Origin of the sequence: Megasphaera elsdenii DSM 20460 (assembly GCF_003010495.1) — a bacterium.
In the GTDB taxonomy this organism is placed as follows: domain Bacteria; phylum Bacillota; class Negativicutes; order Veillonellales; family Megasphaeraceae; genus Megasphaera; species Megasphaera elsdenii.
Window position 1 is genome coordinate 1,507,660 of sequence record NZ_CP027570.1, and the last position, 25,736, is coordinate 1,533,395.

The following is a 25,736-nucleotide window of genomic DNA, read 5'->3' on the forward strand; positions in this document are numbered from 1 at the left end:
TGCTATGTCTTTAGAAACGATTAAAGCCAAATTAAATGAATGGAAAAAAGAACTGACGCCGGGGACATTCCTCGGACGCCGGGCCTATGCTCAAATACTGTATACGCCGGCAGGCGAAACAGAGAGCAAAGACATATCCGAAGATATGATGAAGTATCTACTATCCATTGAAGTGACGGACAACCTGTCCGGACAAGTCGATGACATGACAGTCACCTTGGAAGACAGGGCACAGCTGTGGCAGGACACGTGGTATCCGGAACCGGGGTCCAAATTGGACATTACCCTTTATACGCTGAACAAAAACGGCGTCAACGAGGGTATCAAAGAATTGCCAGTCGGAGAATTTGAAGTCGATGAAATAGAAATCAACGGGATGCCGACGACGGTACAAATCAAAGCCGTCAACGCCATTGCTGATACGTCATTGCGAGGCATTAAGCAGAATCAATCGTGGGATAATATCAGTCTCTATAAAATCGCCAATGATATTGCATGGAGAAATGGCATGTTGCTGGACTATGAGCCGGGGGACCAGAACAACCCATCGTATGAGCATGTCGAGCAGTCAGACGCATCAGACCTTGAATTTTTGAAGAAGCTATGTGATGATGCCGGCCTGGATCTGAAAATATCGACCAAGACCATTATCATCCTCGATGAATACCAGCTGGAAACCCAAGAGCCGCTGATTGTATTCTGGCGGCCAGGGACAGCCTCGTTTTCTGAGCAGACGAGTGATGATGACGTATCGCCTGAAAATCCGCTGAACTTCACGGATTTTCTGTCCTACTCAATGAAAGCCAAGACCCGTGACATTTATCGGGCCTGCCACGTTAAATACAAGCAGGGCAAGAACAAAGAAGTCATCGAGGGCTACTTTGAAGCCCCGAATAAGCAAACGGGGCTGACGCTGGAAGTGAATGAACAATGCGACACAGTGGACGCTGCAAATAAGCTGGCCAGGAAAAAATTGCGAGAACAGAACCGGGATGAAATCACGGCATCCTTTAGCCTGTACGGCGACTTCCACTTCATGGCCGGCATTGTTATCGGTTTCATGAACTTCGGTGCCTTTGATGGAAAATATATCGTCACAAAAGCAACACACAGCTTGGGCAATGGTTATGTACTCAGTCTGGAAATGAGGAGGTGCCTCGATGGATACTAACATCAAAAAGCTATTGGAAAACCTGATATTTTATGGCACTGTATGCGCACTGACTCCGAAAGACGGAACCGTGCGCGTGTGTCGTGAAGATAAAGGAAACAAGGTAACGAACGATATGTTCGTCCTTCAACGCGGCTCATCGGAATCGAAAGATTTCTGGATGCCGGCTGTCGGGGACCAAGTGCTCTGCATACAGATGCCGAACTTTTCGGGTGCCGGCGTAGGTGATGGATTCGTGCTGGGAACTTTCTTCAGCAGCACTGATGCGCCGCCTGGCGGAGCCGATGCCAACACACGGGTCATCGACACGCCGGGAAATATGAAAATCAATGTCGGCGGGGTCTTGCAGATTAATGCTTCCGGTGGGGATGTGGTAGTTAACGGCATATCACTCGTGTCGCATGTACACGGCGGTGTCACGCCAGGCGGCAGTAAAACGAGCACGCCAGAATAGGAGGCGTTATGTATATCGGATATATGGGCAGTCTGCCATTCATCGTATCGTCGCATTATCTAAGGACACCGGCCAACTATCAGACCGAGGCGGGAAGCCGCTGGCAGGACCATGACATTATCTATCATAAGCCGGTCAGTGAGTTCATCGGGCCGAAATTACGAACAATCACCTTTGACCTTATTCTCACAGCATCGCATAACATTGCGATAAAAAAGGACTTGGCCACGATGAAGGAGATGTGCGAAAACGGCACCGTATTCCCGCTAATCATCGGGATGCGGCCAGTCAGCCAAAACTACTGGCGCCTGGACTCCATGTCCGTTTCGGATACGTTTTTTAGCTCTGTTGGGGCATTAATTTGGGCCAAAGTAAACGTCAAGCTTGTCGAATACGATGATAGCAACTACCAGGAAGAAAAATCAAAACTGAACCTTTACGGCAGCATTGCCAACGGGATACTGACCGTCTTTAGATAGGAGGACATCCGTGGAATATGTTGTAATGCCAGACGCCAAAACCATTGATTTTGCGCCAGCAACGAAAATCGAAGAAATATTGCAGAACGTCCGGACCATCTTGGGGACTGTAAAATTCTCAGTGCCACTTGATAGGGAGTTTGGAATTTCCGGGGATGCCGTAGATAAGCCCATGCTACAAGCAGAAGCGATTTTGTCGAGTGAAATCTTTGCTCAAATCAAGCGCTACGAGCCGAGGGTAAGCATTACAGAAATAACATTCACTGGCGATATCAACGGACGACTTATGCCGAAAGTGACGGTGAAAATTAATGAAACTAGCTGATTTACCAGACATCGAATTCGTAGACGGCGATGCGGAGAAAATCAAAGCTGCCGTCTTTAACGACTATACCAGCATAACTGGTCGGACCTTAGCCCAAGGCGACCCAGTACGACTATTCTTGCTGGTCGTATCCGAAGCGATTGTCCGGCTTGTAAATAATCAAAATTACATTGGCAAACAGAATTTGCTGAAATATGCATCAGGTGGAAACCTGGACAACCTCGGCGCCTTTTCCGATACGTCGCGAATACCGGCATCAGCCGCAACGACAACGCTGCTGATTACGCTAGCAGCTAAACGCGAGCAGGAAACTATCGTAAAATCCGGAACGCGCGTAGCGACAGATAACGGCATTTATTTCGCAACCAACGAAGATGTGGCCGTCCTGGCCGGGAACTTGACAACGACGGTAAAAGCAACCTGTCAGACGGTCGGCACAGTCGGAAATGGGTTTCTCCCTGGCGAAATCAAATCCGTCGTTGACCCGGTGGCATATGTGGCTTCCATCGTCAATACGACGGCCAGCGCAGGCGGCGCCGATGAAGAGTCAGATGACGACTATCGAGAACGCATCCACGAAGCGCCGGAACACTTTTCCACGGCCGGGCCGACAGGGGCTTACGAGTATTGGGCGAAATCGGCCAATAGCGGTATCATCGATGTCGCCGTAACCAGTCCCAGTGCCGGCACCGTTGAAATACGGCCGCTCATGACCGGCGGGACACTGCCGAAACAGGAATTGCTTGATGCAGTAAAAACGGTGGTATCCGCAGATAAAGTTCGACCCTTAACTGACAATGTATCTGTCGTCGCCCCGGATGAGGTATCCTATGACATTGCGATGACGTACTATACCGACACTGGAACAGCGAAATCAACAATCAAAGACGCTGTAGCTCAAGCCGTAAATAACTATCGCTTGTGGCAGAAATCTAAAATTGGCCGCGACATCAACCCGTCACGGTTAATTGCCGATGTAATGGCCGTCGCTGGCGTAAAGCGCGTCACCCTCACAGCACCGACTTATACTGTGCTGACAGACACGCAAGTAGCCCAGGATAAAACGACATCTATTGTCCTAGGAGGAAGTGAAGACGAATGATAGACGCAGATTACAAAATCGCAAAACATTTGCCTGAATCCATCGACAAAGCTCCTGTGCCGGATTTGGCCCAGGCAGTTGATATGGCACTATCTGGCATTAATTCAGACTTATTATTGATTTATCCCGCTATCGACAATTTGCCAGAAGCGCTGATTGATCATCTAGCAGCGCAAATGCATGTAGATGAATATGACGATTCTGACTTGACGGCAAAAAGGAAACAAGTCAAAGAGTCATTCTTGCTACATAGATACAAAGGAACGAAATACGCTGTACAGCAAGCCATTACTACCGTACATAAATCAGCGCTCATACAAGAATGGACAGAATACGGCGGAGATCCGTATCATTTCAGAGTCAAACTATCGACCGGCACTTTAGGCGATGCAACGATAATTGATAAAATGACACGAGCAATTAACGCATACAAAAACGTCAGGTCATGGCTAGACTATTTTGTCGTATTTGCCAGCAATCCGTTTAAACTCAATAGTTGCAAACGAGATGATTCATGCATTCCAGAGACGCACAAAACAACATGGATAACGGAAATCGCTTTTAAAACAGGGCTAAACAAATCATGCGGCACAGTAGAAAGGACAGAAAATAACGTAGTCCGAATCGAACACCACGAAACTATATTTTCGGGGAAAAAGATAAATGGAAAATTTAGACGCATAGATCTGAACAACAGCCAGTCATATAAAAAGCAGTGGACTACCACCCAAACTACTCAGAAAAAGGGAAGAATATTTAACACTGGAGGATACTCCCTAAACAATGTTGGAATTACTCGAATAAAGAAAATCGACATTGGATATGACAAGGAGGTCATCGAAAAGCAATTCACACGGGGAACCACAAACAACGGAGCTGTTAAAATTATCCCCAAAGACCAGACACTGCATATAACACACAGATGGAAAACCTTTAGAGCCGATACGATGAACGGGGAAAAAGATATCTGCTTAAACGGTGGACAGGTACAAAAACATGAAAAAAGCGAAGTAAAAATAACGCATACGACAATGAAAACCTTCGTCGGCGCGCTCACCAACGGGAAGCGGTTGACTAATAATAGCCCGACCACCACCATACGTCGGACAGTCCATACGCCAATCTATAAAAATATTATACAGAAGCCTGGAGCCACACTGCTAAATATGACGGATCATACAACAAAAAAAAGAGCAGTTGAAACGACCATCCCGGGGAAAATTATCAAGCGCTTTTCGCCAACAAAGGGGGTGATTTTAAATAGTCATGCATTGATGGGATACATTAAAATTCAGAAAGGATAATGAACATGAGTGAAGAGATAGTAAAATTTCAGGGCGATACGACAGCTCGTGAGCTTTGGGAAAATGGACCAACCGTGTCGACCGGCCTTTCCAGAGTCTTGAGCCCCAATAATCGGAACTTCGGTTTAGTGGCCTTTCAGCAAGCGAAGCCGATACTGGATTCCGAATTAAACCTGATGCAACAGATTCAAAATAAGTTAAGAGCTGACATCCTGCGGACAATCATGTCTTCAGGCATTATTAGCATGGACGTCCAGGCGGGTATTACGGACAAGAAAAATACGTTGAGGATTTCCGGCGCAATGGCGTGCGTCAATGGCTGGCTACTAACATTGTCAGGAAGCAATCGGAACGATGCTGCATCGGACATTGTTTTTCCAGCCGCGCCAAACAGTGGCAGCCGCGAGGACCTTGCATTCGTAGAGTGTTGGTTTGAAGAAGTCGCACCGTCCGGCAGTCCCGAGGATGATGACGAGAACGTTTACCGCTATGGCGGCATCGCGTCTGGGACGCTTGCCAACGATTTGCAGGACAACGTGGCCGGCGCTGAGACGACGCGACGCATCCAGCTACGCTGGAACTTCCGCACCGTCACGGACGTGAATTTCACGACCCACCCTAAAGGCGTCGACAATGGTGACCGTGTGAAAGCGCGGGCCGGAGCACAGAGCGACACGAACTACACTTTCGGCAGCGTCGGCAACGGCCTGTATCGTGCGGGTGACGGCTCTAGCGCCGCGTGTACGGCACTTAGGTGCGTTGACGGCTACGTCTACGCACTGCCACTTTTCCGCGTCCATCGCCGCAACCAGACGGCGTATAATGCGACGGACAATAAAGAGGGAGCGCCGGCCTACAACAGCGGCACGCAGATTGCTACGGGGCTTTATCATGACGTCATCGCCGTGCAGGATGTTTTGCCACTTTATCCGATTGCCTCGGCCTACGAGCAGAGCGCGAACCGCGAGAGCGACCAGGCCGTACTTAAAGAGCTTTTTCAGGCCGTCCATCAGCAGGCCGCGGAGCTGACGAACTGGAAAACGCAGCGCATTCAGCAGGGCACGGCAACGATTTACAATAAATTCGTTGTCGCAGGCGGCATTATCAACGCTATCGACGGCACGCGAAACGTCAAGATTACGCGGACTGGCACGTACAGCGCGGCAAACTATTCGCTCATGTATGTAGACGGAATGCTCGTCTCCATCTACGACACGCAGGACAGCGTAGCGACAGTGCCAACGAACAGTGGCAGTGCGGCGGCCAACTATTATGCCTACGTCGACAACGACGGAGACAAGTATAAAGTCAAGGTTGCAGACAGCGTGCCAGACGGCAAGCTTGGACTTTACCGCATCACGATTCCGGCCGGGGACACCGCGGCAAATCTCAACAACGCGAAATTCACCGACATTCGGCGCGTCGAGTCGCACTACAGCAATTATTACGGAACGATTCCCGCGACCGCGGTCACGCTGCCATACGCGGCCATCGGGAGCGATTACTCGGTCGCACTAAATATCGAAAGTACGGCTTACAACCGCGATACGGTGCTTGAAGTTACGGGCAAGAGTCCGAACGGCTTTACGATTAAGAGCCACGGCGTCGCGGATAACGTCGTCGTGCGCTGGACGCTGACGCAGCCGAACGCATAAGCATAAGAGGAGGCAGAGAATATGCTGATTAAGAGAATCCCCAAGAAGTGGGGAAAAGCGGAGTACGTGCCGTTTAAGGTCGACGGCACGACGCTGTACGCAGGGCAGGGAGAGAATACGGTCCACGCCGATTTGCAAGAAATTCAGTCGGATATGGCGCAGACCGTCTACATCATGCAGGACTATTCGGGAACCTTAAGCGTCGGCTTCAATTCTTATCTCCCGTACATCTTGCTTATGGCGGAGATTCCTCCGTATCAGATGCAGATGGTCGACACGGGCGAGAAGAACAAAGACGGCGATGAGCAGTACAAGCCGGAGCGCGTTCCGATTGACATAGACAATATTCAATTCACGCTTTGGCCTATGCAGGTCGCCATCGAGTCAGAGAGCGCGGCAGCCAACACGACAACGGAAAGCGCAACCACGACCACGGCAGCAGAAACCACGGCAGATACGAAAGGGGAATAATCAAAATGGAAAGTTTCATCATTGACAAAGACCGCAAAGCCATTGAACACGCGAGCGGCGGCAAGAACACACTTGTATACGACAACGCGGGCAACCCGTCCGTCATGGTTGTTGTTCCGAAATTCAACCTGGAAGATGTTGACCCGTCCGGCACGCTCGGCACGGGCACGCACCCGGCTTTTATTGTCCACGGTAAAGAAGTTCCAGAAATTATGATTTCTAAATATCAGAACATCGTAGTCAGCGGTCGCGCGTACTCTCTTGCGCACGAAGATCCTGCGAACTGGATTAACTTTGACGCATCGAAAGCCGCTTGCGAAGCGAAGGGCCGAGGATGGCATCTGATGAGTCGTCTTGAATGGGCAGCCATCGAGCAGTGGTGCCATAAGAACGGCTTTATGCCACGCGGCAACACGAATTACGGCAAAGCTCACGACGCGGCGCACGAACACGGCGTCATTGGCCGCGACAGCAGGACACTCACGGGCAGTGGCCCGCAGAGCTGGAACCACGACAACACGCCATATGGCATTTCTGACCTTTGTGGCAATGTTTGGGAGTGGAACGACGGCTACAAGACGGTTGACGGCAAGCTGTATGCGGTCGGTGAAGATGGCGTAGTTATGAATAATTTTGACAACCAAAATGCCTATAAAAACTTGACCGGATTTGTCGACCTCGGGGCTTGCTACAACTCTACTGTTGCGGGCGACGCGAACAAGGAAAACCACAATATTGGTAAGTACAATATCGCGGCAACCGTTACGAATAAGCAGTACACCGGAGGTTCGACCGAAGAATATTACGCGGAGAACGGCAGTAAAATCACCGAGGTCGCTGCGGCTTCCGGCTTCACGATTCCGAAGAGCGTTTACCAGCTCGGCATTGCGCTCCCTTCTACGTGGACCGATGTCGATGACTATTCTTGGGTACGCAATTACGGCGAACGGCTCCCGATCGCTGGCGGCGATTGGCTCAACGGTTCGGACGCGGGAGTTTTCGCGCTGTACGTCTCTCGCCATCGGTCGTTCGCGTACGGCGACATCGGGTTCCGCTCCGCTTACATTGCGATTTGAACCTTGTCACTTGTGTTTTGCAGGCGCGGGCGATAGCCCGTGCCCTTACTTCAGAGAGGATGAACAACCATCGACAAGCTGACCATTTTGACGAAATCCGCGGACTTTATGGACGAGCTTTATGACGCGGTCGTGCAATATCCGAAGTCGGAGAAGTTCGCGCTCGGCGCGGATACAAAGGACAGCTTCATGCGGTTCTACCGGCTGATTATTGCAGCGGCAAAGAAGTATTACAAGAAGACAACGCTCCATGACGCGGATGTAGAGTTATTCGTCCTCAAGCACTTTATCCGGATGGGATTCGAGCGCCGCTATATGAGTATCAAGAGATACGAGAGGCTTTGCGCTTACATCGAGGAAATCGGCAAGATGCTTGGCGGCTGGATAAAAGCAGCGGAGAAGCGCTAATCACCTTTGGGGGATGGCCGTATATTCGGCTCCCGATCGCTGGCGGCAATTGGAACAACGGTTCGAACGCGGGAGTTTTCGCGCTGAACGTCAATAACCGTCGGTCGAACGCGAACGGCAACATCGGGTTCCGCTCCGCTTTACTTCGAACGTCAGAAGGCGCAGCCCTACGGGGCTACGCACAGTACACGAAGAAATAAAGGGGCCATTCTCCATGCACCAGCAATGGCGCAAAAAACAAAAACGGATACCCGCGGTTAGTACGGCGCACGCAGGAAGGCGCAGGCTGGAAGGGCGCGGGTAGGTTAGTAGGGATTTTGCTTGAAACGAATTGGGAATATTTATCCAGCTATTTACGACTTTGAAAATCTATATTACGCATACAGGGAGGCGAGGAAATGCAAGCGATACAGGCAGGAAGTCATGCAATTCGCGCAGAGCCTTGAGGAAAATCTTATCGAGATTCAGAATGAGCTGATTTGGCGAGAATACCGCGTAGGGAAGTATCACGAATTTTACGTGCGAGATCCGAAACGCAGACTAATCATGGCGTTGCCGTCTCGCGACCGTGTTGTACAATGGGCGATTTACCGGCAGCTCAATCCGATTCTCGACCGGAGGTATTTATCAACTTCCTACGGATGCAGGATCGGCGGCGGCGCGCATCGCGCGGTTGCGAAGCTCAAAGAATATTTACGACTACAGACCGGCACAGCCTACATTCTGAAAATGGACGTCAGCAAGTACTTTTACCGTATCGACCACGATGTACTCATGGGGATCTTGGAGCGCATCGTGAAAGACCGCGGGCTACTTTGGTTACTACATGAGATTATCTATAGCGACCACGATTTCGGCATCGCGACCGATGATTACGACTTCACGGGCGAGCGGCTTTCCAGCGTCGGAATGCCTATCGGGAACCTTTCTTCGCAGATGTTCGCGAACCTATACCTCAACGAAGCAGACCAATATGCGAAACGCATCTTGAAGTGCAAGTACTACATCCGGTATATGGACGATGTTATCGTCGTGAGCAACGACCGTGCGAGGCTTTGGGAAGTCTGGCGCGCGATGGACGATTTTATGCGCGAGAGGCTACGACTCAAGCTCAACGCAAAGACTTGTATCCGATCCGAGGTGCAGGGCGTTGACTTCTGCGGATACCGGATCTGGCGCGACCATATCCGACTCAGGAAAAAGAGCGCGCTCAAGATGAAGCACCGCCTTCGGTGGCTAAAAAGAGCCTACGCTCGCGGAGAAGTCGACATACAGACCGTCGCCGCTTCACTAACAAGCTATTTCGGACTATTGTCACACTGCGATAGCTACGAGCTCAGGAAGAGTATACTGAACAACCTTGTACTGGTTAGAAAGCGAAAGGAGGGAAATAAATGATAGAAGCAGTAATCAATTTTTTTCGCGAGATGGCCCCGGCAGGGCCCGAAATAGAGTGGGGAGCAGCAGTATCATGCGGTGGAACCATTTTTTCATATCTGGTTGGATGGAATACGGTAATAGAAGCATTATTAGTGGCCATGGCCATTGATTATATTACTGGAATTTTGGCGGCATATATCAATCCCAATATGCAGCTCAATAGTCAACGCGGATTCAAGGGAATATGTAAAAAAATCGTGATACTGTTGCTTGTCGCATTGGCACACGAATTAGATCGGGCAACTGGACAGCCGGCTGTCCAATCGCTAGTTGCGTGGTTTTTTTTGGGAAATGAGGGTTTATCAATTATTGAAAATGCGGCAAAAGCCGGTTTACCGGTGCCCGCCAGATTAAAAGATACATTAGAACAATTGACCAACAAAAAGGAGGAACGAAAATGAAGGTATTTATCAATCCGGGCCATGATATTAAGTATGATAGTGGCGCAGTACATTATGATGCGGATGGAAATGTAGATTTGCGCGAATGCGATGTAGCAGCCAAAATCGGTACTGCTGTGCAAAAATATCTTGAAGCAGCTGGATGTGAATGCCGACTATTACAGTCGGACAATCTTTACTATGATAGCAACTACGACGACCGCCCGGTAGCTGTCTGCGACGATGCGAATGACTGGCCGGCAGATGTATTTGTCAGCATCCATTGTAATGCCGCCAACGGCCAGGCCCGCGGCACGGAAGTAGAGTGTTACAGCCGCATGAGCAACGGGGGGAACCTCGCGCAGTGCATCCAGGACCAGATTGTCAGCGCACTGGGCACCGTAGACCGCGGCGTCAAAGAGATGCCGGGACTCATCGTACTGCGCCATACCGATATGCCGGCCGTACTCGTAGAGACAGCATTTATTGACAATGACGATGACGCGGCCCTACTTACAGACAAGTGGGATAACTTCGCCAGGGCTATTGCACGTGGCGTAACAGATTATGAATGTAGCTTACAGTAATTTAAGGAGGACAAAAACATGGATAAACAGGAAATTTTAGACCTTATGGCACAGAAAGCGGCAGAAATCGCGAAAGCTCAGGCAGCAGCAGTTGTATCAAGCATTACCGTCGACGAACTCCGCCCACTCGTAGAATCGCAGATTAAATTAATCACCGACCCGCTCCAGGCTGAAATCAATAGCACGACGTCGCCCTGGGTCAAAATCCGTAACTCCGTCTATATCAAACTTATCAGCAGCACAGTAGGTACTATTATCAGTAGTATCCAGTCCGGATTGTCTGACATAAATAAGTAGATACGACATATAAAACTATTGATAATGTAGCAGCCCTTGGTAGTACGCACTGCGATTGTACGCAGATTGCCGAGCCCAGGGGCTATTTTTTTATTGCAAATTTTGCGAGATGTGCTATACTATAGGCAAGTCATGGCAGAAATATTCTGACCACGAGGATTGAAATTGTAACGTTGATTAGTAGTAATAACAGCTAGTCAAGCAAAAAAGGCTTGTTTACCACATTTGGTAGACAAGCCTTTTTTGCTATTTCATTTGTTACCGTGCGGCCAGTGTAGCCAGGCGGAGCCAGAAGCCCCGCCTGTCATTTCATTTTACAATGGTTCTTAAATGTAATCGCTGTATATTCCATCCACCGGCAATTATTGTTTCAACATAGGCGGTCCCATTCGTTCCCGTTATCGTGCCGTTTAGGGCCTTTCCGTTGCTATCTAACCGGATTCCACTGTAGTCGGTAATGATACCGACCTTTTTCTTCACCCGGCCAACAAGATCGATTATGTAACCTTGTGCGGCGACCTTATTTTTCGATTTTATTTGCTTATCCGTCAAGTCTTTCTCTTCGTAAGCATGATACCCGTATTTTTTCACAAAGGCTTTGTAGCCCATTTCCTTGCATTCACTTTTGTACAGGTCACGCCGGTAAAAAGCTGTTTTGTTCCAACTATTTTCCAATTCAGCTTGAAGTTTTACGAGAACCTCTGGAACGGCTTTGAGGTCTTCGTTTTTCGCTTTCAACTGTTCCACTTTTTCGGTTAATTCTTTAACCTTTTCAGTGGCTTCCGAAACCTTCTTGTTCACTTCTTTGACTTCATCGGTTGCAAATTGAATATCAATTTGTAACCACCGTTCGGCTTGCCCCTTGAATTCTGGGACCTGATATTCTTTAGGAAGAGTTCCGTTGACTTTATAAAGTTCCAACTTTTCCAACTGATCCATTTTTCTCTGTAATCTCTTTTGCGCTTTTTCCAGTTTTACTTTTGCATTTTCCAGTCTTGCTTTTGCATTCTCGTATTTAATCATTGTCATAATGTTTTCCTCCTTTGTACAACACTGTTTTTATTGTTGTCTAAATCGTATCACATGTTACTGGGCGTTGTCAACACTAAAAATAATTATTTTTAAAAATATAATAATGTTATTGACACCTTATAAAATGTGTAATAGTATATAATCAATAGATGGGAGTGATGTAAAAATGACAAAAGAACAGTTTCAGAAGATGTGGAAAAAATGGCTTATCGATGTAGACAAGTCAGAAGCAGAAATCGCCCGCGAAAACGGGATGTTTCAGCAGAATCTTAATGCAAAAATTAAAAACGGCTCTATAAAATATGTAGAGCTTAGTGGGATTGTAGAGAAGTATGGATATACTATAGAAATCCGTAAAAAATAATCAAAAATAGTGTTGACATAATCAAAATGCATGTTATAATATAATCAGAAAGAGGGCAGAAAGCCCCAAGAGTGAACCGAAAGGAGCGGTAAAAATGAAGGTAAATATTACATACAGCTGTGGTCACGAAGGAACTATTGAAGTCTTCGGCAAAGCCGAAGAACGAGAAAGAAAAATCAAATATTTTGAAGAATATGGTCTTTGTCATGATTGTTATAAAGCAGAAAAACAGACTGAAGAAAAGGCATTCGCGGAAGGACATGAGCTTCCGGAATTAAAAGGCTCGGAAAAGCAAATTTCCTGGGCAAATAAAATTCGGAAAGAAAAAATTGAAACATTCGAAAAAGAAAAGCTTGCGATTCGCAAGGGAGCCGGAGACGATTTCGCTGACTTTCTCGATGAATTTACAAAGGATTACTATCAAAATGATTCGGCATCGTGGTGGATTGACCATCGAGAATGGAGAACATTTAAAAAAGATCTATTAGGGGCAGCTGTAGTGGCTTTCAAGGCAAAAGACGGCATGTAAAATATTCCGTCGGCCCCGTCGAGAATTCGGCGGGGCTAATTTTTTATTTTTCTTGTCTAAAAGAAACAGGAGGGATGATATATGGAAGAAAGCAGAAAAAAAGCCAATAAAAAGTGGCTCGCAAAAAACTACGAGTCAATCACTATCAGAGTCCCAAAGGGAACCAAAGAACAGATTAAGGCCTGGGCTGAAATAGCTGGTATTAGCATGGCCGCTTATATACAGGCTGCTTGCAAAGAAAAAGCCGAAAAGTTTACACATAACCCTTGACAATCTGTACTACATGCAGTACAATATAATTAAAGAAGGGGGAAATGAACCCCACAGAAAAGATAAGAAGGAGACGGTAATTATGAAATTAAACATCACGGATAACGAAAAGAAAGAATTAGAAAGAATTTGGAGTGAAGTCTTGAAGGCTTTTCCTGAAGGCACAGAGCAAGACATGACAACATCGATTGAAAAGTATGTCGATGAAAATGGCATCCCGGAAACCGATGAACACGATGCGCTTATCGGTGACCAATTGGAAGAATACTTAGAAAAAGGCTTGAATTTTGAAGATTGCAGAACGATAATCGAAGACTGAAAAGCAGATAAAAGGACAGCTCGAAATGAGCTGTCCTTTTATTTATATAATGATTAAATAAGAGGGAAATATATGGCGGGGTCAAAATGGGGTCAAAGACACCAGACTTTTAGGGGTCATACGAAAATAGCCACCGCATAAATGCGATGGCTATCAACTTTGTTGTGGTGGACCATCAGGGGATCGAACCCTGGACACCCTGATTAAGAGTCAGGTGCTCTGCCAGCTGAGCTAATGGTCCATGTTTTGTTTTTTCTTCGTACTCGCTGTTTCCTGAGCACATGTAGTATAATACACTAAATCGGAGAGAATTGCAAGCTTTTTTTAAAAAAAATTTACAGAAAGTTGAATTTCTCCCGATTCTTGATTTTGGCGATACGGCGAATGTATAATGAAAGCAGTGAGATTTTACCCAAAATACTTAATTTGTAAATAGAGTGAAAGTGAGCGATGCGCATGATTACTTATAATGGCAATGGCGGTATGGATACGCTTGCCGTCGGCATCAATCGGCGCTTGTCGACGCTGCGTCAGTTGCCCAAGGATGATGTCATGGTCATCCGGGCTTATGTTGAACAGCATCCGGAGGTGTTACCATATACATCCCTCCATGTCTTCCATTTCCTGTCGGATGGTCAGGCTAAGACATATTTCCTCATCGGCCTGGAAGGGAAGCCCATCCGTTATTCGACGTATGAAGATTTCCGTATGGCCCGGCGCCTCATGGCAGCGGCTATGAAGGAAGGCGTCAGCGAGTTGGCTGTCATGGCTGATACCCTGGATATGGATCTGGGCTCCCTCATCGATGGCCTGCTGTACCGCAATTATGAATTTACCCGCTATAAACGCCAGGCTAAGAGCCGGACCATTGGCAATATCAATATCCTGACCCATAGCCTGCGGCCGAAGGAATTCAATTCTATGTGCTATATGTATACTTCGGTCTATGAAGGCATCTATACCGCCAGGGATCTGGTCAACATGCCGTCGAACGATTTGACGCCGCGCAAGTTCGCCGACATCGTCGGCGGGATGCTCAAGGGCGATAATATCCTCATTGAGAACCTCAATAAGTGGACTTTGGAAAAACGCCATATGGGCGGCATCGTCGCCGTCGGCAAGGGCAGCATGAATCCGCCGCAGCTCTTGTCCATCGCCTATCAGGGGGACCCTAACAGCCGGGAAGTCCTGGGCATCGTCGGCAAGGGCGTCACCTATGACAGCGGCGGCTTGTCCCTTAAAAGTCATGCCAATCTGGAATTTATGAAGGACGATATGGCTGGGGCCGCAGCGGCTGTCGGTGTCATGCGGGCGTTGATGCTGCTCAAGTATCCCGTCAATGTCCTGGCGGTCATCCCGCTGGTCGAAAATATTCCTTCCGGTATGGCCTATCATGTCGATGATATCCTGACCATGTATAATGGCAAGACCGTAGAAGTCAAGAATACCGATGCCGAAGGAAGGCTCATCCTGGCCGACGCCCTGACGTATGCCCAGGAAAAAGGGGCGACGCGCCTCATCGACCTGGCGACTTTGACCGGCGCCTGCGTGACGGCTTTGGGGACTGTCCGGACGGGCATGATCGGCAACGACCAGGAGTGGATGAACCATTTCTTCCAGGCCGCTACGGAAGTCCACGAAAAGATATGGCAGCTGCCGGCTGATGAAGAATATGAAAAGCTCCTGGAAAGCGACGTAGCCGATTTGAAGAACGTCGGCGGTCCCGAAGCCGGCGCGATTACGGCAGGCCTCTTCCTCAAGCAGTTCGTCCACGACGGCACGCCGTGGATCCACTTGGATATTGCCGGTCCGGCTTTCAATGAAAAAGCCGATGAAACGGGCCTCATCGGGGCGACCGGCGTCGGCATCAAATCGATTCTTCATTTATTACAGGGAGGCTTCCCATGCTCGTAGACTTACACATGCACACGACCTGCTCCGATGGTGTCTATACACCGGAGCAGCTGACCCGGATGGCTGTCGATGCCAAGCTCAGTGTCATGGCCATTTCTGACCACGATACCGTCGCCGCCTATGATGGCAGCCATTCTTTTGCGCCAGGCGTCCGCGTCATCCCGGCTATTGAAATCAGTTCGGAATGTGACGGCGAAGATGTCCATATCCTGGGGTACGGCATTGATACGGCTGATGAAGGGCTGCAGGCTTACTGCGCCCAGTTCAAGGAACGGCGCTTCAACAGGGCCTTGGAAATCGTCGACCGCTGCCGGGCGCTTGGTTATGATATCGACCGCAGCGCCATCGAAGCGACGCTGCGACAGGGCGGCACCGTCGGCCGGCCCCATATTGCCCGCCAGCTCGTGGCCAAAGGCTATTTCCCGGACGTCAAGACGGTCTTTGATAAGCTCCTCTATCGCGGGGGTCCAGCCTACGTGCCGTATCACCGCCGCAGCATCGACGACTGTGTCGCCCTTATCCGCCAGGCCGGGGGCATTGCCGTCCTGGCCCATCCGGGACTGCTCAAGCGGACGCTGGACCAGGTCCTGGCCCATGACTTTGACGGCGTCGAAGTCTATCACCCCAAGAACCGCGGCCGTTATAAGGAATTTTTGAAACTGGCCGAGGACCGTCATTGGTACGTCAGCGGCGGCTCTGATTTCCACGGCACGACAGGGCGCTTCCCGGAAAAGGTCGGCGTTTTCACCGTCGATGCCCAAGCTGTAAAAGCCTTACTGAATGATGTAAAAGGATAAGCTTTAAGAAAAGCAGGTGAGATTCATGGAAGTTTTCGGTTTTATTGGGGCCAGTGGTACCGGCAAGAGCCATCATGCCCTGGTCGTCGCCTATGACCACGATATCCAGACCATCATCGACGACGGCCTGCTCATCGACCACAACCGTATCGTTGCCGGCCGGTCGGCCAAGGAAGAGACGAACCGCCTGAAGGCCGTGCGCCGGGCCATTTTCAACAAGCCTGAAGATGCAGCAGCCATGCGGGCGGCGTTGGCGAGAGTCCATCCGCCGAAACTGCTCATCCTGGGGACGTCGAAACACATGATCCACCGCATCTGCCAGGCCTTGGATCTGCCGGAAGCGTCGCAGTTCATCCGCATCGAGGATGTATCGTGCCCGTCCGAGATCGCCAAGGCCCGGGCTATCCGCCTGAAAGAAGGCAAGCATATCATCCCCGTGCCGACGATGGAACTGAAGCCCCATTTCCAGGGCTATCTCCTGGACCCGATACGCTCCTTCTTCTACGGCCGTAACGGCAAGCAGATTTCCAACTTTGAACGATCCGTCGTCCGGCCTGTCTTCAGCTATTATGGCAAGCTGACCTTTTCGAACGAAGTACTGGAAGCCTTAGTGCGCCATGCGTTGAAACAAAATGGCGGCGTCACCAAGATCAACCGTCTGCGGGTGGCCATCAATTACAATTCAACGCGCAACGGCCTGGCTATCATCCTGTCCCTGACCATCGCCTATGGCCAGAACATCAAGAAGCTCATGAGCCGCATCCGCAAGGCTATCCAGCAGGAAGTAGAATACACGACGGGCATGGCCGTCGAAATCCTCAAGATTACGGTCCGCGGTATTTCCCAGCCGGAACACTAGGCGTCGCCGTTTTCTTCTGTCAGGACTGTCATGAGCGGCATGATGAGACCCCGCAGGGCGTCGACATTTTCGGCAGAGAAGCCTTTGTACTGGGGCGAACGGCTCAGGTCGTCGAAGAACTCATGCATACAGGTGATGAGCTGAGGGTTGTTGAGCAAGTAAATCGGTTTGGTCTGCGGCAGGATGTGGTGCGTGTTCTTTTTTAAGAAAGCTGACGTGTAGTTGCCGTAAAAGGCGAGATTAGAAAAATTCGTATAACTGCTTTCTCCCGGTGCCGGGAGGAGAATCCCACAGGTAATGGCCGGGTTCTTCTTCATCTTTTCAACGATGAGGTTGAGCTGGGCCTTTCTTTCGTCTGGCGTCATTTGGTAGTTCATGTCGGTCAGGTAGAAACAGCCCGTTTCCAGGTAGCGGATGATAGAATTTTTGGGCATAATGATTTTCATGCGGCCCTGCTCGATGATGCGGTACCAGATGTACTGGATGCGGCGGACCCATTCTTTAGTGGCGTTAGGGTATTTCCCTTTGTCGACGAGCTGGCACAGGGACGTATAGACTTCGTCGGGGAGGAGAAATTCCAGGCCATTCGTCAGGAAAAAGAGGTACTTATTGGACGTAAAGAAGATGTCCCGGTAGCCAAAGCGTTCCATGCCCAGCGTTTGGCGGGGTTCCATGAGGACCGGCTGGACCATCATATAGGCGCAGCATTTCTTATAGATTTCCCGGACTTGGACCGGGTCGGTGATGGTCAGGCACATGTCGATGTAATCGTCGCCGTCGACGTAATAGAGGTAGGCGAAGGCATCTTTGAGGACGATGATGTTGCGGTACGACTCGTGATTGATTTCATGCATGGTGAAATTATAAGTCAGCAGATGGTCCAGGCACTGGTAGAGGCTGCTGACGGATTGGGGCATGTGGGCGGCGAAGACATCCATTTTCAGGCCTAAGTGGACATCACAGGACCAGTGGTCATTGTGACATTCTTCCAGAATCTGCCAGATGCCATTCTGGTCGAGGACGTGGAACTGGCCGGTCATGACCAGCATCCCCTGAGACGGGAGGCCTTCGATGTATTGGTGGAGGAGCTGGCGCAGGGCCGTGTGGCAGTCCGCACGGCCGGCATAGAAATGGATAGCTTGGTCGCGGTTTTCATTTTTTCCCGTCTTGATCTGGGCCTGGCGATAGGCCTGGCTGAGCAGCCCGTAGAGATGGAACGCCAGATCCTGGCCGTCGTCGGCAAAGGAGAAGATACGGTTCAAGTCGTCTTCCTGGTGCTGTTTCTGGGCGGTATCGGCAAAGAAGCGGGCCATGTCTTCGTGGATGCGATCGGCGTGGCGCGAAGCCGGCAGGCGGGCGCCGTTGACCCATTTGCTGATATAGGACATGTCGTAGTCGATAGCCTGGGATAAGGTCGTATATTTCGTCTCCGTGTATTGCAGCAGCTGCTTGAGGACTTCTGCATAAGGATTCATAACTAAGACCCCTTTGATGGTAAAATTGAATGTGTGTATATTCTTTATATTCATTATATAGCTGCGGCGGGACACCTTCAAGGAAAGACCTTGTCACGTTTGTCATCTTTCGGGCAACTTTTTCATCTTTTGTCACGGCTTTGTGCGTATTTTTCAAGGGAAAACAGGGCTATACTAAAGTCAGAAGATGAGAAGAAAAAGAGCTCATCGAAGATAAGCAAGGCAATCTATAAGGAGGGAGTCATCATGGCAAAACTGATTACAGCAGAAAATGCAGCATCGCTTATTAAGAATCGTTCGACTATCGCCGTTTGTGGTTTTGCACAGTGTGCATTACCGGAAGAAGTATTGCAGGCCCTGGAAGACCGCTTTACCAAGACCGGATATCCGCAGCAGCTGACACTGGTCCATACAGCCGGCATCGGTGACGGTGTGAGCAAAGGTGCCAGCCATTTCGCCCATGAAGGCATGCTGAAACGGGTCATTGCCGGTCATTATAACCTGGCTCCCAAACTGGGTAAATTGGTCATGGACAACAAGGTCGAAGGCTATAACCTGCCGCAGGGTACGATGGCTCAGTGGTTCCGCAGCATTGCCGGCCGCAAGCCGGGCCTCTTCACCCGCGTCGGCCTCAATACGTTCGTCGACCCCCGCATTGAAGGCGGTAAATTGAACAGCATCACCAAGGAAGACCTGGTAGAAGTGAAGGAATTGGATGGTGAAGAATACTTGTGGTACAAACCGTTCCCCATTGACGTCGCTATCGTCCACGGGACTTGTGCCGACTTGAACGGTAACGTATCGACGGATAACGAAGAAGTCCGCATGGAGCTCCTGCCCATGGCCCTGGCAGCCAAAGCCAGCGGCGGCATGGTCATCGTCCAGGTCGAAACGTTGGCCGAAAACCGGACGATTCCGCCGAAACACGTCGTCCTGCCGGGCATCGACGTCGACTACATCGTCTTGTCCAAGGTCCGTCAGGTCCAGAACCCGGCCTATACCGGTGAAATGCGTATGCCTCTGTCCCAGATTCCGCCGATGGCACTCAACGCCCGTAAGGTCATTGCCCGCCGGGCTGCGATGGAACTCGTACCCAACGCCGTCGTCAACTTGGGCATCGGGATTCCGGAAGGCGTCTCCAGTGTAGCCAATGAAGAAGGTATCGGCGATCAGCTGACACTGACTGTCGAAGCCGGACCGATTGGCGGTGTACCGGCCAGCGGCGCTGACTTTGGCGGATCGGCCAACGCCGATGCAATCGTCGACCATCCGTATCAGTTCGACTTTTACGATGGCGGCGGGCTGGACATGGCTTTCCTGGGCATGGCTGAATGTAACGCCAAAGGCGATGTCAATGTCAGTAAGTTCAAAGACCGCATCGCCGGCTGTGGCGGTTTCATCAACATCACCCAGAACACGCATAAAGTCGTCTTCTGCGGTACCTTCACGGCTAAAGGCCTGCGCGAAGAAATCCGCGACGGCAAACTGGTCATCATCCATGAAGGGGCTGTCCAGAAATTCATCGATAAGGTCGGCCAGATTACTTTCAGTGCTGACTATGCTCACAAACATAATCAGCAGGTCATGTTCATTACCGAACGCTGCGTCTTCGTCCTCACCGACAAAGGCCTGGTCCTCACGGAAATCGCACCGGGCGTGGATCTGCAAAAGGATATCCTCGACCAGATGGAATTCGTGCCGCACATTGCCGAAGACCTGAAGACCATGGACGAACGAATCTTCCGCGATGAACCCATGGGCCTGGCGCAGGACATCTTTGAACAGCAAGCCAGCTAGGGACCATTGGAGAGTCATCACTGTAAACCAAAAAAGGGGCTGTCGCATGTGCGACAACCCCTTTTTATATGAGCTGCGAGATATTATTTAGCTGCAGCTTTTTTTGCTTCGGCTTTGGCCAGGAACGGTGCCGATTCGATGATGAAGCGGTCGTGGGTAGCTTCGCCTACGAGGCCGGCTTCGTCGTGAGCTTCGATTTTGAAGGTGAGTTTTTTACGGTCCTGTTCGACCAAGGTAGCTTTGGCGGTGACGGTCAGGCCAATCGGAGTAGCTGCGACGTGTTTGACGTTCATGGCAATGCCGACGGTGTTATAGCCTTCCGGGAGCTGAGGATCGCAGGCGTTGATGGCTGCGTTTTCCATGAGGGCTACCAGGGCCGGTGTGGCATAGACCGGGGATTTGCCGCTGCCTAATTTAATGGCCGTGTTGTTTTCTGTGCATTTTTCGGAAACTTCTGCTGTCGAGTTCGCTTTGATGTTGAATTCCATAGTGGTATAACCTCCTAAGTAAATGGGAATATGCCTGAATCGTATAGATTGAGGCGATTTACATAACTATATCATATCATACTTTCCTCTTTTTTGACAGAAAAAGCGTCATAGGATACAATGAACATGTTACTGTTTGAGAAAAACGAGGAGTGAAATTATGAGAATCAAAGCTATTTTGCTGATGGCAGCGGCTGTCCTGTCGATTGGGACGGCATCGCTGGCCAAGGATAAAGGGACGATGACTAAGTTCCCCAACTGGGGCATCATCACAGTGCCCGATGATATCTACATGCAGTCCGGACGGCAGCCCATGCTGACGGCAGCGGATGAAGGGAATGACGTCATCGCATTGTTTGAAAAAATCTTCCCAATCCAGCCGGAAACGTATCAGGTCGTCAAGAAAGATGATGCCGATTTCCAGTACGCCTATTTGCTGCACTATACGGCGACGATTTGGGATGTCAAAGCCGCTGTCTACGGGGAGAACCGGGAAAATTCCTACCTCCGCGATATCGGCAGCCGGCCGGATATGCGGACCCTCATGAACCGGCTGAATCAGAATATGCCGGGGCGCCTGCCGCAGGGCTTCCGCGTCGTAGCACCAGTGACGGCGAAGAAGACCAATGGTCATCTCTTTTATGAATGGACCATCGCCAAATCACTGGTCATCAATGGCAATCCCTTTACGGAAACGATTCACTGCCTGGCCTGGCAGCACGGCGATACGATGGAAGTTGCCGCCATCCTCGGCAACATCGCCAAAGAAGGCGATGACGACATCATCAGCGCCGTCACGGATATGTTGAAAAACGCAGAAAAAATGCCGAAGAAATAGTTTGTAGTTTGGCGTCAAATATCCAGGCGGGCCGCCCTTTGGGACGGCCCCTACGAACTGCTAGCCACTAACCACTAGCCGCTAACCACTAAAAAAAGTCCTGTCGCTATGCGACAGGACTTTTTTTTACAACGTTTTCATCAGTTCTTCCAGATGTTCTGTGAGTTTCATGTTTTCTGAGTAGTCGACGGGGCAGTCGATGATGACGGGTTTATCCTGCTGGAAGGCTTTTTTCAGGGTCGGCAGGAGGTCTTCGGTCTTTTCGATGCGGTAGCCGATGGCGTGGAAGCTTTCGGCCATTTTTACGAAGTCCGGGTTGGTGAAGTCAACGTACTGGTGATGGCCATACTGCATATCCTGTTTCCATTTGATCAGGCCATAGCTGCAGTCGTTGAAGATGAGGGTGACGAAGTTCGTGCCCAGGCGGTAAGCCGTTTCAAATTCCTGAACGTTCATCAGGAAACCTGCGTCGCCGGTGATAGCTAGGATTTTCTTATCGGGATGGACGAGTTTGGCCGAAATGGCACCGGGGACGGCAATGCCCATGGTGGCGAAACCGTTGGAGATGAGGCAGGTGTTCGGTTCGTAGCAGTTGTAATGACGGGCAATCCAGACTTTATTGGCACCGACGTCGGAAATGACGATATCGTCCTTGCCCATGATGCGGCGGCAGTCGATGAGGGCTTTCTGCGGTTTGACCGGGAAGGACATGTCGTGGGCGTAGCTTTCGTGTTCGTCGACCATTTTCTGACGGAGATCGAGGAACTGTTTCGGTTCAGCCAGGCGGGCGGCTTTGGCCATGATGCGTTCCAACGAGTTGGGGATGTTGCCGACGACTTCGACTTCCGGCTGGTAGTTCTTGTTGATATCGGCCGGCATGGTGTCGATGTGGATGATGTCGGCATTGGTCAAATGCCATTTGGCCGGGGCATATTCGATGATGTCATAGCCGACGGCGATGACCAGGCTGGCTTTTTCCAGCATCTTGGTCTGATAGTCGTCCATGGGGATGCCGACGGTCCACATGGAATATTTATTGTCAAAGGGGATGGCGCCTTTGGCCATCATGGTATTGATGACGGGGAGCTTCAATTTTTCTGCGAAAGCCGTGAGCTGCTTGGCCGCTTTGCTGCGGATGACGCCGCTGCCGGCCAGGATGACCGGGTTCTTGGCATAGGAAATCATGGAAGCGGCCGCTTCGATTTGCGATTCCAGAGCCGTTTCCGGCAGGATCGTCTTATGCTGTAATGGTTTTTCGTCGTCGGCGACGGGCATCTTGCTGATGTTGACCGGCAAGTCGATGAAGGTCGCACCGGGTTTTTCCCGTTCGGCATATTTGAAGGCCAGGCGGGTGATTTCAGCCATTGTGTCCGGGCGGACAACGGTATAGGCCCGGCGGGTGATCGGTTCGAACATGGCCCGCAGGTCGAGGTACTGATGGGCGGTGATGTGCATTTTATCGGTACCGACCTGGCCGGAAATGGCGACCAGCGGGGCCCCGTCGCAGTCGGCATCGGCGACGCCAGTAATCAGGTTGGTAGCACCAGGCCCGAGGGTAGCCATGCAGACGCCGGCTTTGCCGGTCAGACGGCCGTAGACGTCGGCCATGAAAGCGGCGCCCTGTTCGTGGCGGACGGTGATAAATTCAATCTTCGAATGTTCCAGGGCATCCATGACGGCGAGGTTTTCTTCACCGGGGATGCCGAAAATATAATGGACGCCTTCTTCTTCCAGACATTCGACGAGTAAGTCGGCGGTGTTGCGCGTCTTCTTTTGTTCCATGGTGTGCACTCCTTTGACGATAGATGGATGAGTTGAAATTCGTGTTGCAACCTGTATTATAATATGGTATAGCTTGTTTTTCAACATATTTAAGGGAAGCGATGTGCTTGCCTTTTTTAGGATTTCACGTTATACTAAAAACAGAGATAGTCCGATGGCTGCACATCGGCTCTCCTCTAGGTTAAGATGTTGAAGAAGGCCGTGTACCGCATTGGTATACGGTTTTTTTCAGATATCGTACTTACTTATTTACGTACCGAAATAACCAGCACGACTAAGGTAGCAAAAGCTATCATTAGATAAAGTGTTTCAAAGACACTCATGCTGATCACCTCACTTTCGTGAGGAAAACCGAATACATCGAACTATCTCATAACTAGTAGTTTGTCAAATGTTTATAAAAATATCAATGACTCTCTTTGACTAAGGTGAAATTATGAACATTCTAATCAGCGCCTGCCTGCTCGGCCAGTATTGCCGTTACGATGGTAAGACGAAGGTTTATCCGCAGGTACAGGATTTGCTTGGACGGGATGATATCCATTTGATTCCCGTCTGTCCGGAACAGTGTGGCGGTCTGGCGACGCCGCGGCCAGCGGCTGAACGGCAGGGCAAACGTGTCGTCACTGCTAATGGCAGTGAGGTGACGGCCCAGTACCAACGCGGTGCCGAAGCGGCCCTGTATTGGGCACGCCTGTTCCACTGTACGAAAGCCATCTTGAAGGAGAAAAGTCCGTCTTGTGGACATGGACAGATTTACGACGGTACTTTTTCCCGGACCCTGACGGCTGGCGACGGCGTGACAGCGGAATTATTACGTGCAGAAGGCCTTGAAATCATCGGCGAAAGCGACCTTCCCTGACTCTTGCTTTTATACCCCTGGTTTGCTACAATATACGAGTACGCAAGTGAGGAGGTTGCAGCGTGAATACGTTTCTACATGAAGTTTACGAATGGATTTATTCCATTATCATCGCGTTGGCCATTGCCATGGTCATCCATATCTTCTTCTTCCAGCCGACCCGCGTTTCTGGTGAATCGATGATGCCGACCCTGCACAATGGGGAATACCTCATCGTATCCAAGTGGAATCACGTCTTGGGGGAAGTCCCGAATTATGGGGATATTGTCATCATCGACAGCCGCGTCCAGTATCCGCGTACGTGGAAAGATGACGTTGCCGAACCGATGAACAATTACATGGCCTTCTTCAATCATGATTTGCAGACCAAGAATATCTGGGTCAAACGGGTCATCGGCCGTCCAGGCGATACCTTGGCTTTCCATGACGGCAAGGTATGGCGCAACGGCGAGCCGTTAGATGAACCGTACATCAATGAACCGATGGAATACAGCCGCAAAGGAGAAATCAAGATTCCCGAAGGCTATGTCTTCTGCATGGGTGACAATCGCAACCACAGCAGTGACAGCCGCTTCATCGGCCCGGTCCCCATCGACCACGTCTTAGGCCACGTCATCTGGTAGGCCTCAAAACAGCATACGACAGTTCGCAATCCATCCTGTCGGTAAACAAAACTAGGAAGCATTACAAAAGGTATCTTGCAATGCAGACGGGATTGTTTCGGCAACCCCGTCTTTTTTTTGCTCTCAGTTGAAAGGAGGAACGCCTATGTATAATTTCTTAGCGAACACGAAACGCATGACCGTCGCTGCTATGGTCATGGCATTGTACATCGTCATCTTGTATGTCACCCAGGGCATTTCGTTTGGCCCGTATCAGATCCGCATCGCCACGTCGCTCTATGCATTGGCCTTTGTATATCCTTTCCTGGTCGTACCCTTGGGGCTTGCGAACTTCATCGCTAACTTTCTCTTTGGCGGCTTGGGCTTCATCGACATGATCGGTGGCTGCTTTGTCGGCATCGTCACGACATGGCTCATCGTCCAGGTACGTCAGCGTCATTATAATCTCTGGCTGGCCGCCCTGCCCATCTGGTGGGTGCCGACCCTCTGCGTCAGCGCCTGGCTGTCGTATCTGCTCAACCTGCCTTATGCCGTCCTGGTCAGCAGCCTGGCTGTCGGTCAGCTGCCGCCGGCTATCTGCGGGGTCCTGCTCATCCAGGCCCTGAGCCATCGCTATATTTTGAAAAAGGAGTTTTGAT

31 protein-coding genes and 1 tRNA gene are annotated in these 25,736 nt (G+C 50.2%); 26 read left to right on the top strand and 6 right to left on the bottom strand.

Annotation, left to right across the window (positions count from 1 at the left end; translation table 11 throughout):
• The first annotated feature begins 4 nt into the window (after positions 1-4).
• From C6362_RS07210 to C6362_RS07280, 14 genes are all read left to right on the top strand, one after another.
• Complete coding sequence (locus C6362_RS07210; RefSeq protein ID WP_014016063.1) at positions 5-1,171, top strand: phage late control D family protein; 1,167 nt, start codon at positions 5-7, stop codon at positions 1,169-1,171.
• Positions 1,161-1,625, top strand: a complete 465-nt coding sequence (locus C6362_RS07215) for a phage baseplate assembly protein V (RefSeq protein ID WP_014016064.1) — start codon at positions 1,161-1,163, stop codon at positions 1,623-1,625. Before C6362_RS07210 ends, C6362_RS07215 begins: the two co-directional genes overlap by 11 nt.
• A gap of 8 nt (positions 1,626-1,633) precedes the next feature.
• The gene (locus C6362_RS07220; RefSeq protein ID WP_014016065.1) at positions 1,634-2,104 is read left to right on the top strand and encodes a phage tail protein; all 471 of its coding nucleotides are present in this window, start codon (positions 1,634-1,636) and stop codon (positions 2,102-2,104) included.
• Positions 2,105-2,114: 10 nt separating this feature from the next.
• Complete coding sequence (locus C6362_RS07225; protein WP_014016066.1) at positions 2,115-2,429, top strand: GPW/gp25 family protein; 315 nt, start codon at positions 2,115-2,117, stop codon at positions 2,427-2,429.
• Positions 2,416-3,531: a baseplate assembly protein gene (locus tag C6362_RS07230; protein ID WP_014016067.1), complete on the top strand. Its 1,116-nt coding sequence runs from the start codon at positions 2,416-2,418 to the stop codon at positions 3,529-3,531. The genes C6362_RS07225 and C6362_RS07230 overlap by 14 nt, the downstream gene beginning before the upstream one ends.
• Entirely contained in the window at positions 3,528-4,835 is a 1,308-nt protein-coding gene (locus C6362_RS07235) for a phage tail protein I (protein ID WP_014016068.1), read from the top strand. The genes C6362_RS07230 and C6362_RS07235 overlap by 4 nt, the downstream gene beginning before the upstream one ends.
• Before the next feature lie 5 nt (positions 4,836-4,840).
• A complete protein-coding gene (locus tag C6362_RS07240) occupies positions 4,841-6,490 on the top strand; it encodes a hypothetical protein (protein WP_014016069.1) in 1,650 nt (549 codons plus the stop codon).
• Positions 6,491-6,511: 21 nt separating this feature from the next.
• Entirely contained in the window at positions 6,512-6,961 is a 450-nt protein-coding gene (locus C6362_RS07245; protein WP_014016070.1) for a hypothetical protein, read from the top strand.
• Between the two features lie 5 nt (positions 6,962-6,966).
• A complete protein-coding gene (locus C6362_RS07250) occupies positions 6,967-8,037 on the top strand; it encodes an SUMF1/EgtB/PvdO family nonheme iron enzyme (protein WP_014016071.1) in 1,071 nt (356 codons plus the stop codon).
• An 87-nt stretch (positions 8,038-8,124) separates the two neighbouring features.
• Positions 8,125-8,445 (top strand): diversity-generating retroelement protein Avd, encoded by a 321-nt coding sequence (gene avd / locus C6362_RS07255; protein ID WP_198407941.1) that lies wholly within the window; start codon positions 8,125-8,127, stop codon positions 8,443-8,445.
• Between the two features lie 423 nt (positions 8,446-8,868).
• Positions 8,869-9,843, top strand: a complete 975-nt coding sequence (locus C6362_RS07265) for a reverse transcriptase domain-containing protein (protein WP_014016073.1) — start codon at positions 8,869-8,871, stop codon at positions 9,841-9,843.
• Entirely contained in the window at positions 9,840-10,286 is a 447-nt protein-coding gene (locus C6362_RS07270; RefSeq protein ID WP_014016074.1) for a phage holin family protein, read from the top strand. Before C6362_RS07265 ends, C6362_RS07270 begins: the two co-directional genes overlap by 4 nt.
• Complete coding sequence (locus C6362_RS07275; protein WP_014016075.1) at positions 10,283-10,852, top strand: N-acetylmuramoyl-L-alanine amidase family protein; 570 nt, start codon at positions 10,283-10,285, stop codon at positions 10,850-10,852. The genes C6362_RS07270 and C6362_RS07275 overlap by 4 nt, the downstream gene beginning before the upstream one ends.
• Before the next feature lie 18 nt (positions 10,853-10,870).
• Positions 10,871-11,149 carry a hypothetical protein gene (locus C6362_RS07280; protein WP_014016076.1) on the top strand — a complete coding sequence of 93 codons (279 nt, stop codon included), beginning with the start codon at positions 10,871-10,873 and terminating at the stop codon, positions 11,147-11,149.
• Positions 11,150-11,458: 309 nt separating this feature from the next.
• Here the strand turns inward: C6362_RS07280 and C6362_RS07285 are convergent, their stop codons facing one another.
• Positions 11,459-12,178, bottom strand: a complete 720-nt coding sequence (locus C6362_RS07285; protein ID WP_014016077.1) for a hypothetical protein — start codon at positions 12,176-12,178, stop codon at positions 11,459-11,461.
• A gap of 169 nt (positions 12,179-12,347) precedes the next feature.
• Between C6362_RS07285 and C6362_RS07290 the strand changes: the two genes are divergently transcribed.
• From C6362_RS07290 to C6362_RS07305, 4 genes are all read left to right on the top strand, one after another.
• Positions 12,348-12,545, top strand: a complete 198-nt coding sequence (locus C6362_RS07290) for a hypothetical protein (RefSeq protein ID WP_014016078.1) — start codon at positions 12,348-12,350, stop codon at positions 12,543-12,545.
• 94 nt (positions 12,546-12,639) lie between these two features.
• Positions 12,640-13,074 (top strand): hypothetical protein, encoded by a 435-nt coding sequence (locus C6362_RS07295; RefSeq protein ID WP_014016079.1) that lies wholly within the window; start codon positions 12,640-12,642, stop codon positions 13,072-13,074.
• Positions 13,075-13,155: 81 nt separating this feature from the next.
• Positions 13,156-13,344, top strand: a complete 189-nt coding sequence (locus C6362_RS07300; protein WP_014016080.1) for a hypothetical protein — start codon at positions 13,156-13,158, stop codon at positions 13,342-13,344.
• Between the two features lie 82 nt (positions 13,345-13,426).
• Positions 13,427-13,663 carry a hypothetical protein gene (locus C6362_RS07305; protein ID WP_014016081.1) on the top strand — a complete coding sequence of 79 codons (237 nt, stop codon included), beginning with the start codon at positions 13,427-13,429 and terminating at the stop codon, positions 13,661-13,663.
• Between the two features lie 165 nt (positions 13,664-13,828).
• Here the strand turns inward: C6362_RS07305 and C6362_RS07310 are convergent.
• Positions 13,829-13,904 (bottom strand) — tRNA-Lys (locus tag C6362_RS07310).
• Between the two features lie 215 nt (positions 13,905-14,119).
• On the opposite strand from C6362_RS07310, the gene C6362_RS07315 reads away from it, so the two are divergent.
• The 3 genes from C6362_RS07315 to C6362_RS07325 are packed head-to-tail and all read left to right on the top strand — an operon-like array spanning position 14,120 to position 17,233.
• The gene (locus tag C6362_RS07315; protein WP_014016082.1) at positions 14,120-15,577 is read left to right on the top strand and encodes a leucyl aminopeptidase; all 1,458 of its coding nucleotides are present in this window, start codon (positions 14,120-14,122) and stop codon (positions 15,575-15,577) included.
• A complete protein-coding gene (locus C6362_RS07320; RefSeq protein WP_014016083.1) occupies positions 15,568-16,374 on the top strand; it encodes a PHP domain-containing protein in 807 nt (268 codons plus the stop codon). The genes C6362_RS07315 and C6362_RS07320 overlap by 10 nt, the downstream gene beginning before the upstream one ends.
• 25 nt (positions 16,375-16,399) lie before the next feature.
• Complete coding sequence (locus C6362_RS07325; protein ID WP_014016084.1) at positions 16,400-17,233, top strand: Asp23/Gls24 family envelope stress response protein; 834 nt, start codon at positions 16,400-16,402, stop codon at positions 17,231-17,233.
• Here the strand turns inward: C6362_RS07325 and C6362_RS07330 are convergent.
• Positions 17,230-18,708: a hypothetical protein gene (locus C6362_RS07330; RefSeq protein WP_014016085.1), complete on the bottom strand. Its 1,479-nt coding sequence runs from the start codon at positions 18,706-18,708 to the stop codon at positions 17,230-17,232. The two genes, C6362_RS07325 and C6362_RS07330, sit on opposite strands and share 4 nt — an antisense overlap.
• A 246-nt stretch (positions 18,709-18,954) precedes the next feature.
• Here C6362_RS07330 and C6362_RS07335 point away from each other — a divergent pair, with 246 nt between their 5' ends.
• Positions 18,955-20,505 (top strand): acyl CoA:acetate/3-ketoacid CoA transferase, encoded by a 1,551-nt coding sequence (locus C6362_RS07335; protein WP_014016086.1) that lies wholly within the window; start codon positions 18,955-18,957, stop codon positions 20,503-20,505.
• An 83-nt stretch (positions 20,506-20,588) separates the two neighbouring features.
• On the opposite strand, the gene C6362_RS07340 is transcribed toward C6362_RS07335, so the two are convergent.
• The gene (locus C6362_RS07340; RefSeq protein WP_014016087.1) at positions 20,589-20,993 is read right to left on the bottom strand and encodes a thioesterase family protein; all 405 of its coding nucleotides are present in this window, start codon (positions 20,991-20,993) and stop codon (positions 20,589-20,591) included.
• A 160-nt stretch (positions 20,994-21,153) separates the two neighbouring features.
• Here C6362_RS07340 and C6362_RS07345 point away from each other — a divergent pair, with 160 nt between their 5' ends.
• Positions 21,154-21,831, top strand: a complete 678-nt coding sequence (locus C6362_RS07345) for a hypothetical protein (protein ID WP_014016088.1) — start codon at positions 21,154-21,156, stop codon at positions 21,829-21,831.
• Positions 21,832-21,957: 126 nt separating this feature from the next.
• Here C6362_RS07345 and C6362_RS07350 read toward each other — a convergent pair whose 3' ends face one another.
• Positions 21,958-23,613 (bottom strand): acetolactate synthase large subunit, encoded by a 1,656-nt coding sequence (locus C6362_RS07350; RefSeq protein WP_014016089.1) that lies wholly within the window; start codon positions 23,611-23,613, stop codon positions 21,958-21,960.
• A 245-nt stretch (positions 23,614-23,858) separates the two neighbouring features.
• Positions 23,859-23,936, bottom strand: a complete 78-nt coding sequence (locus C6362_RS12310; protein WP_222705724.1) for a putative holin-like toxin — start codon at positions 23,934-23,936, stop codon at positions 23,859-23,861.
• A gap of 113 nt (positions 23,937-24,049) precedes the next feature.
• Here C6362_RS12310 and C6362_RS07355 point away from each other — a divergent pair, with 113 nt between their 5' ends.
• From C6362_RS07355 to C6362_RS07365, 3 genes are all read left to right on the top strand, one after another.
• A complete protein-coding gene (locus C6362_RS07355; RefSeq protein ID WP_014016090.1) occupies positions 24,050-24,475 on the top strand; it encodes a 2-thiouracil desulfurase family protein in 426 nt (141 codons plus the stop codon).
• 62 nt (positions 24,476-24,537) lie between these two features.
• The gene (lepB, locus tag C6362_RS07360) at positions 24,538-25,098 is read left to right on the top strand and encodes a signal peptidase I (protein WP_014016091.1); all 561 of its coding nucleotides are present in this window, start codon (positions 24,538-24,540) and stop codon (positions 25,096-25,098) included.
• A 145-nt stretch (positions 25,099-25,243) separates the two neighbouring features.
• Positions 25,244-25,735 (top strand): QueT transporter family protein, encoded by a 492-nt coding sequence (locus tag C6362_RS07365; RefSeq protein ID WP_014016092.1) that lies wholly within the window; start codon positions 25,244-25,246, stop codon positions 25,733-25,735.
• The last annotated feature ends 1 nt before the right edge of the window (position 25,736 follow it).

Excerpts from the sequence above, each read along its gene's own strand:
- C6362_RS07300 (WP_014016080.1), top strand. The coding sequence starts at position 13,156 with ATGGAAGAAAGCAGAAAAAAAGCCAATAAAAAGTGGCTCGCAAAAAAC.
- C6362_RS07250 (WP_014016071.1), top strand. The coding sequence starts at position 6,967 with ATGGAAAGTTTCATCATTGACAAAGACCGCAAAGCCATTGAACACGCG.
- C6362_RS07215 (WP_014016064.1), top strand. The coding sequence starts at position 1,161 with ATGGATACTAACATCAAAAAGCTATTGGAAAACCTGATATTTTATGGC.
- C6362_RS07350 (WP_014016089.1), bottom strand. The coding sequence starts at position 23,613 with ATGGAACAAAAGAAGACGCGCAACACCGCCGACTTACTCGTCGAATGT.
- C6362_RS07335 (WP_014016086.1), top strand. The coding sequence starts at position 18,955 with ATGGCAAAACTGATTACAGCAGAAAATGCAGCATCGCTTATTAAGAAT.
- C6362_RS07280 (WP_014016076.1), top strand. The coding sequence starts at position 10,871 with ATGGATAAACAGGAAATTTTAGACCTTATGGCACAGAAAGCGGCAGAA.
- C6362_RS07305 (WP_014016081.1), top strand. The coding sequence starts at position 13,427 with ATGAAATTAAACATCACGGATAACGAAAAGAAAGAATTAGAAAGAATT.
- C6362_RS07245 (WP_014016070.1), top strand. The coding sequence starts at position 6,512 with ATGCTGATTAAGAGAATCCCCAAGAAGTGGGGAAAAGCGGAGTACGTG.
- C6362_RS07240 (WP_014016069.1), top strand. The coding sequence starts at position 4,841 with ATGAGTGAAGAGATAGTAAAATTTCAGGGCGATACGACAGCTCGTGAG.
- C6362_RS07265 (WP_014016073.1), top strand. The coding sequence starts at position 8,869 with ATGCAATTCGCGCAGAGCCTTGAGGAAAATCTTATCGAGATTCAGAAT.
- C6362_RS07210 (WP_014016063.1), top strand. The coding sequence starts at position 5 with ATGTCTTTAGAAACGATTAAAGCCAAATTAAATGAATGGAAAAAAGAA.
- C6362_RS07290 (WP_014016078.1), top strand. The coding sequence starts at position 12,348 with ATGACAAAAGAACAGTTTCAGAAGATGTGGAAAAAATGGCTTATCGAT.
- C6362_RS07340 (WP_014016087.1), bottom strand. The coding sequence starts at position 20,993 with ATGGAATTCAACATCAAAGCGAACTCGACAGCAGAAGTTTCCGAAAAA.
- C6362_RS07230 (WP_014016067.1), top strand. The coding sequence starts at position 2,416 with ATGAAACTAGCTGATTTACCAGACATCGAATTCGTAGACGGCGATGCG.
- C6362_RS07355 (WP_014016090.1), top strand. The coding sequence starts at position 24,050 with ATGAACATTCTAATCAGCGCCTGCCTGCTCGGCCAGTATTGCCGTTAC.
- C6362_RS07285 (WP_014016077.1), bottom strand. The coding sequence starts at position 12,178 with ATGACAATGATTAAATACGAGAATGCAAAAGCAAGACTGGAAAATGCA.
- C6362_RS12310 (WP_222705724.1), bottom strand. The coding sequence starts at position 23,936 with ATGAGTGTCTTTGAAACACTTTATCTAATGATAGCTTTTGCTACCTTA.
- C6362_RS07330 (WP_014016085.1), bottom strand. The coding sequence starts at position 18,708 with ATGAATCCTTATGCAGAAGTCCTCAAGCAGCTGCTGCAATACACGGAG.
- C6362_RS07325 (WP_014016084.1), top strand. The coding sequence starts at position 16,400 with ATGGAAGTTTTCGGTTTTATTGGGGCCAGTGGTACCGGCAAGAGCCAT.
- C6362_RS07235 (WP_014016068.1), top strand. The coding sequence starts at position 3,528 with ATGATAGACGCAGATTACAAAATCGCAAAACATTTGCCTGAATCCATC.
- C6362_RS07220 (WP_014016065.1), top strand. The coding sequence starts at position 1,634 with ATGTATATCGGATATATGGGCAGTCTGCCATTCATCGTATCGTCGCAT.
- C6362_RS07320 (WP_014016083.1), top strand. The coding sequence starts at position 15,568 with ATGCTCGTAGACTTACACATGCACACGACCTGCTCCGATGGTGTCTAT.
- C6362_RS07315 (WP_014016082.1), top strand. The coding sequence starts at position 14,120 with ATGATTACTTATAATGGCAATGGCGGTATGGATACGCTTGCCGTCGGC.
- C6362_RS07275 (WP_014016075.1), top strand. The coding sequence starts at position 10,283 with ATGAAGGTATTTATCAATCCGGGCCATGATATTAAGTATGATAGTGGC.
- C6362_RS07270 (WP_014016074.1), top strand. The coding sequence starts at position 9,840 with ATGATAGAAGCAGTAATCAATTTTTTTCGCGAGATGGCCCCGGCAGGG.
- C6362_RS07295 (WP_014016079.1), top strand. The coding sequence starts at position 12,640 with ATGAAGGTAAATATTACATACAGCTGTGGTCACGAAGGAACTATTGAA.
- C6362_RS07345 (WP_014016088.1), top strand. The coding sequence starts at position 21,154 with ATGAGAATCAAAGCTATTTTGCTGATGGCAGCGGCTGTCCTGTCGATT.
- C6362_RS07365 (WP_014016092.1), top strand. The coding sequence starts at position 25,244 with ATGTATAATTTCTTAGCGAACACGAAACGCATGACCGTCGCTGCTATG.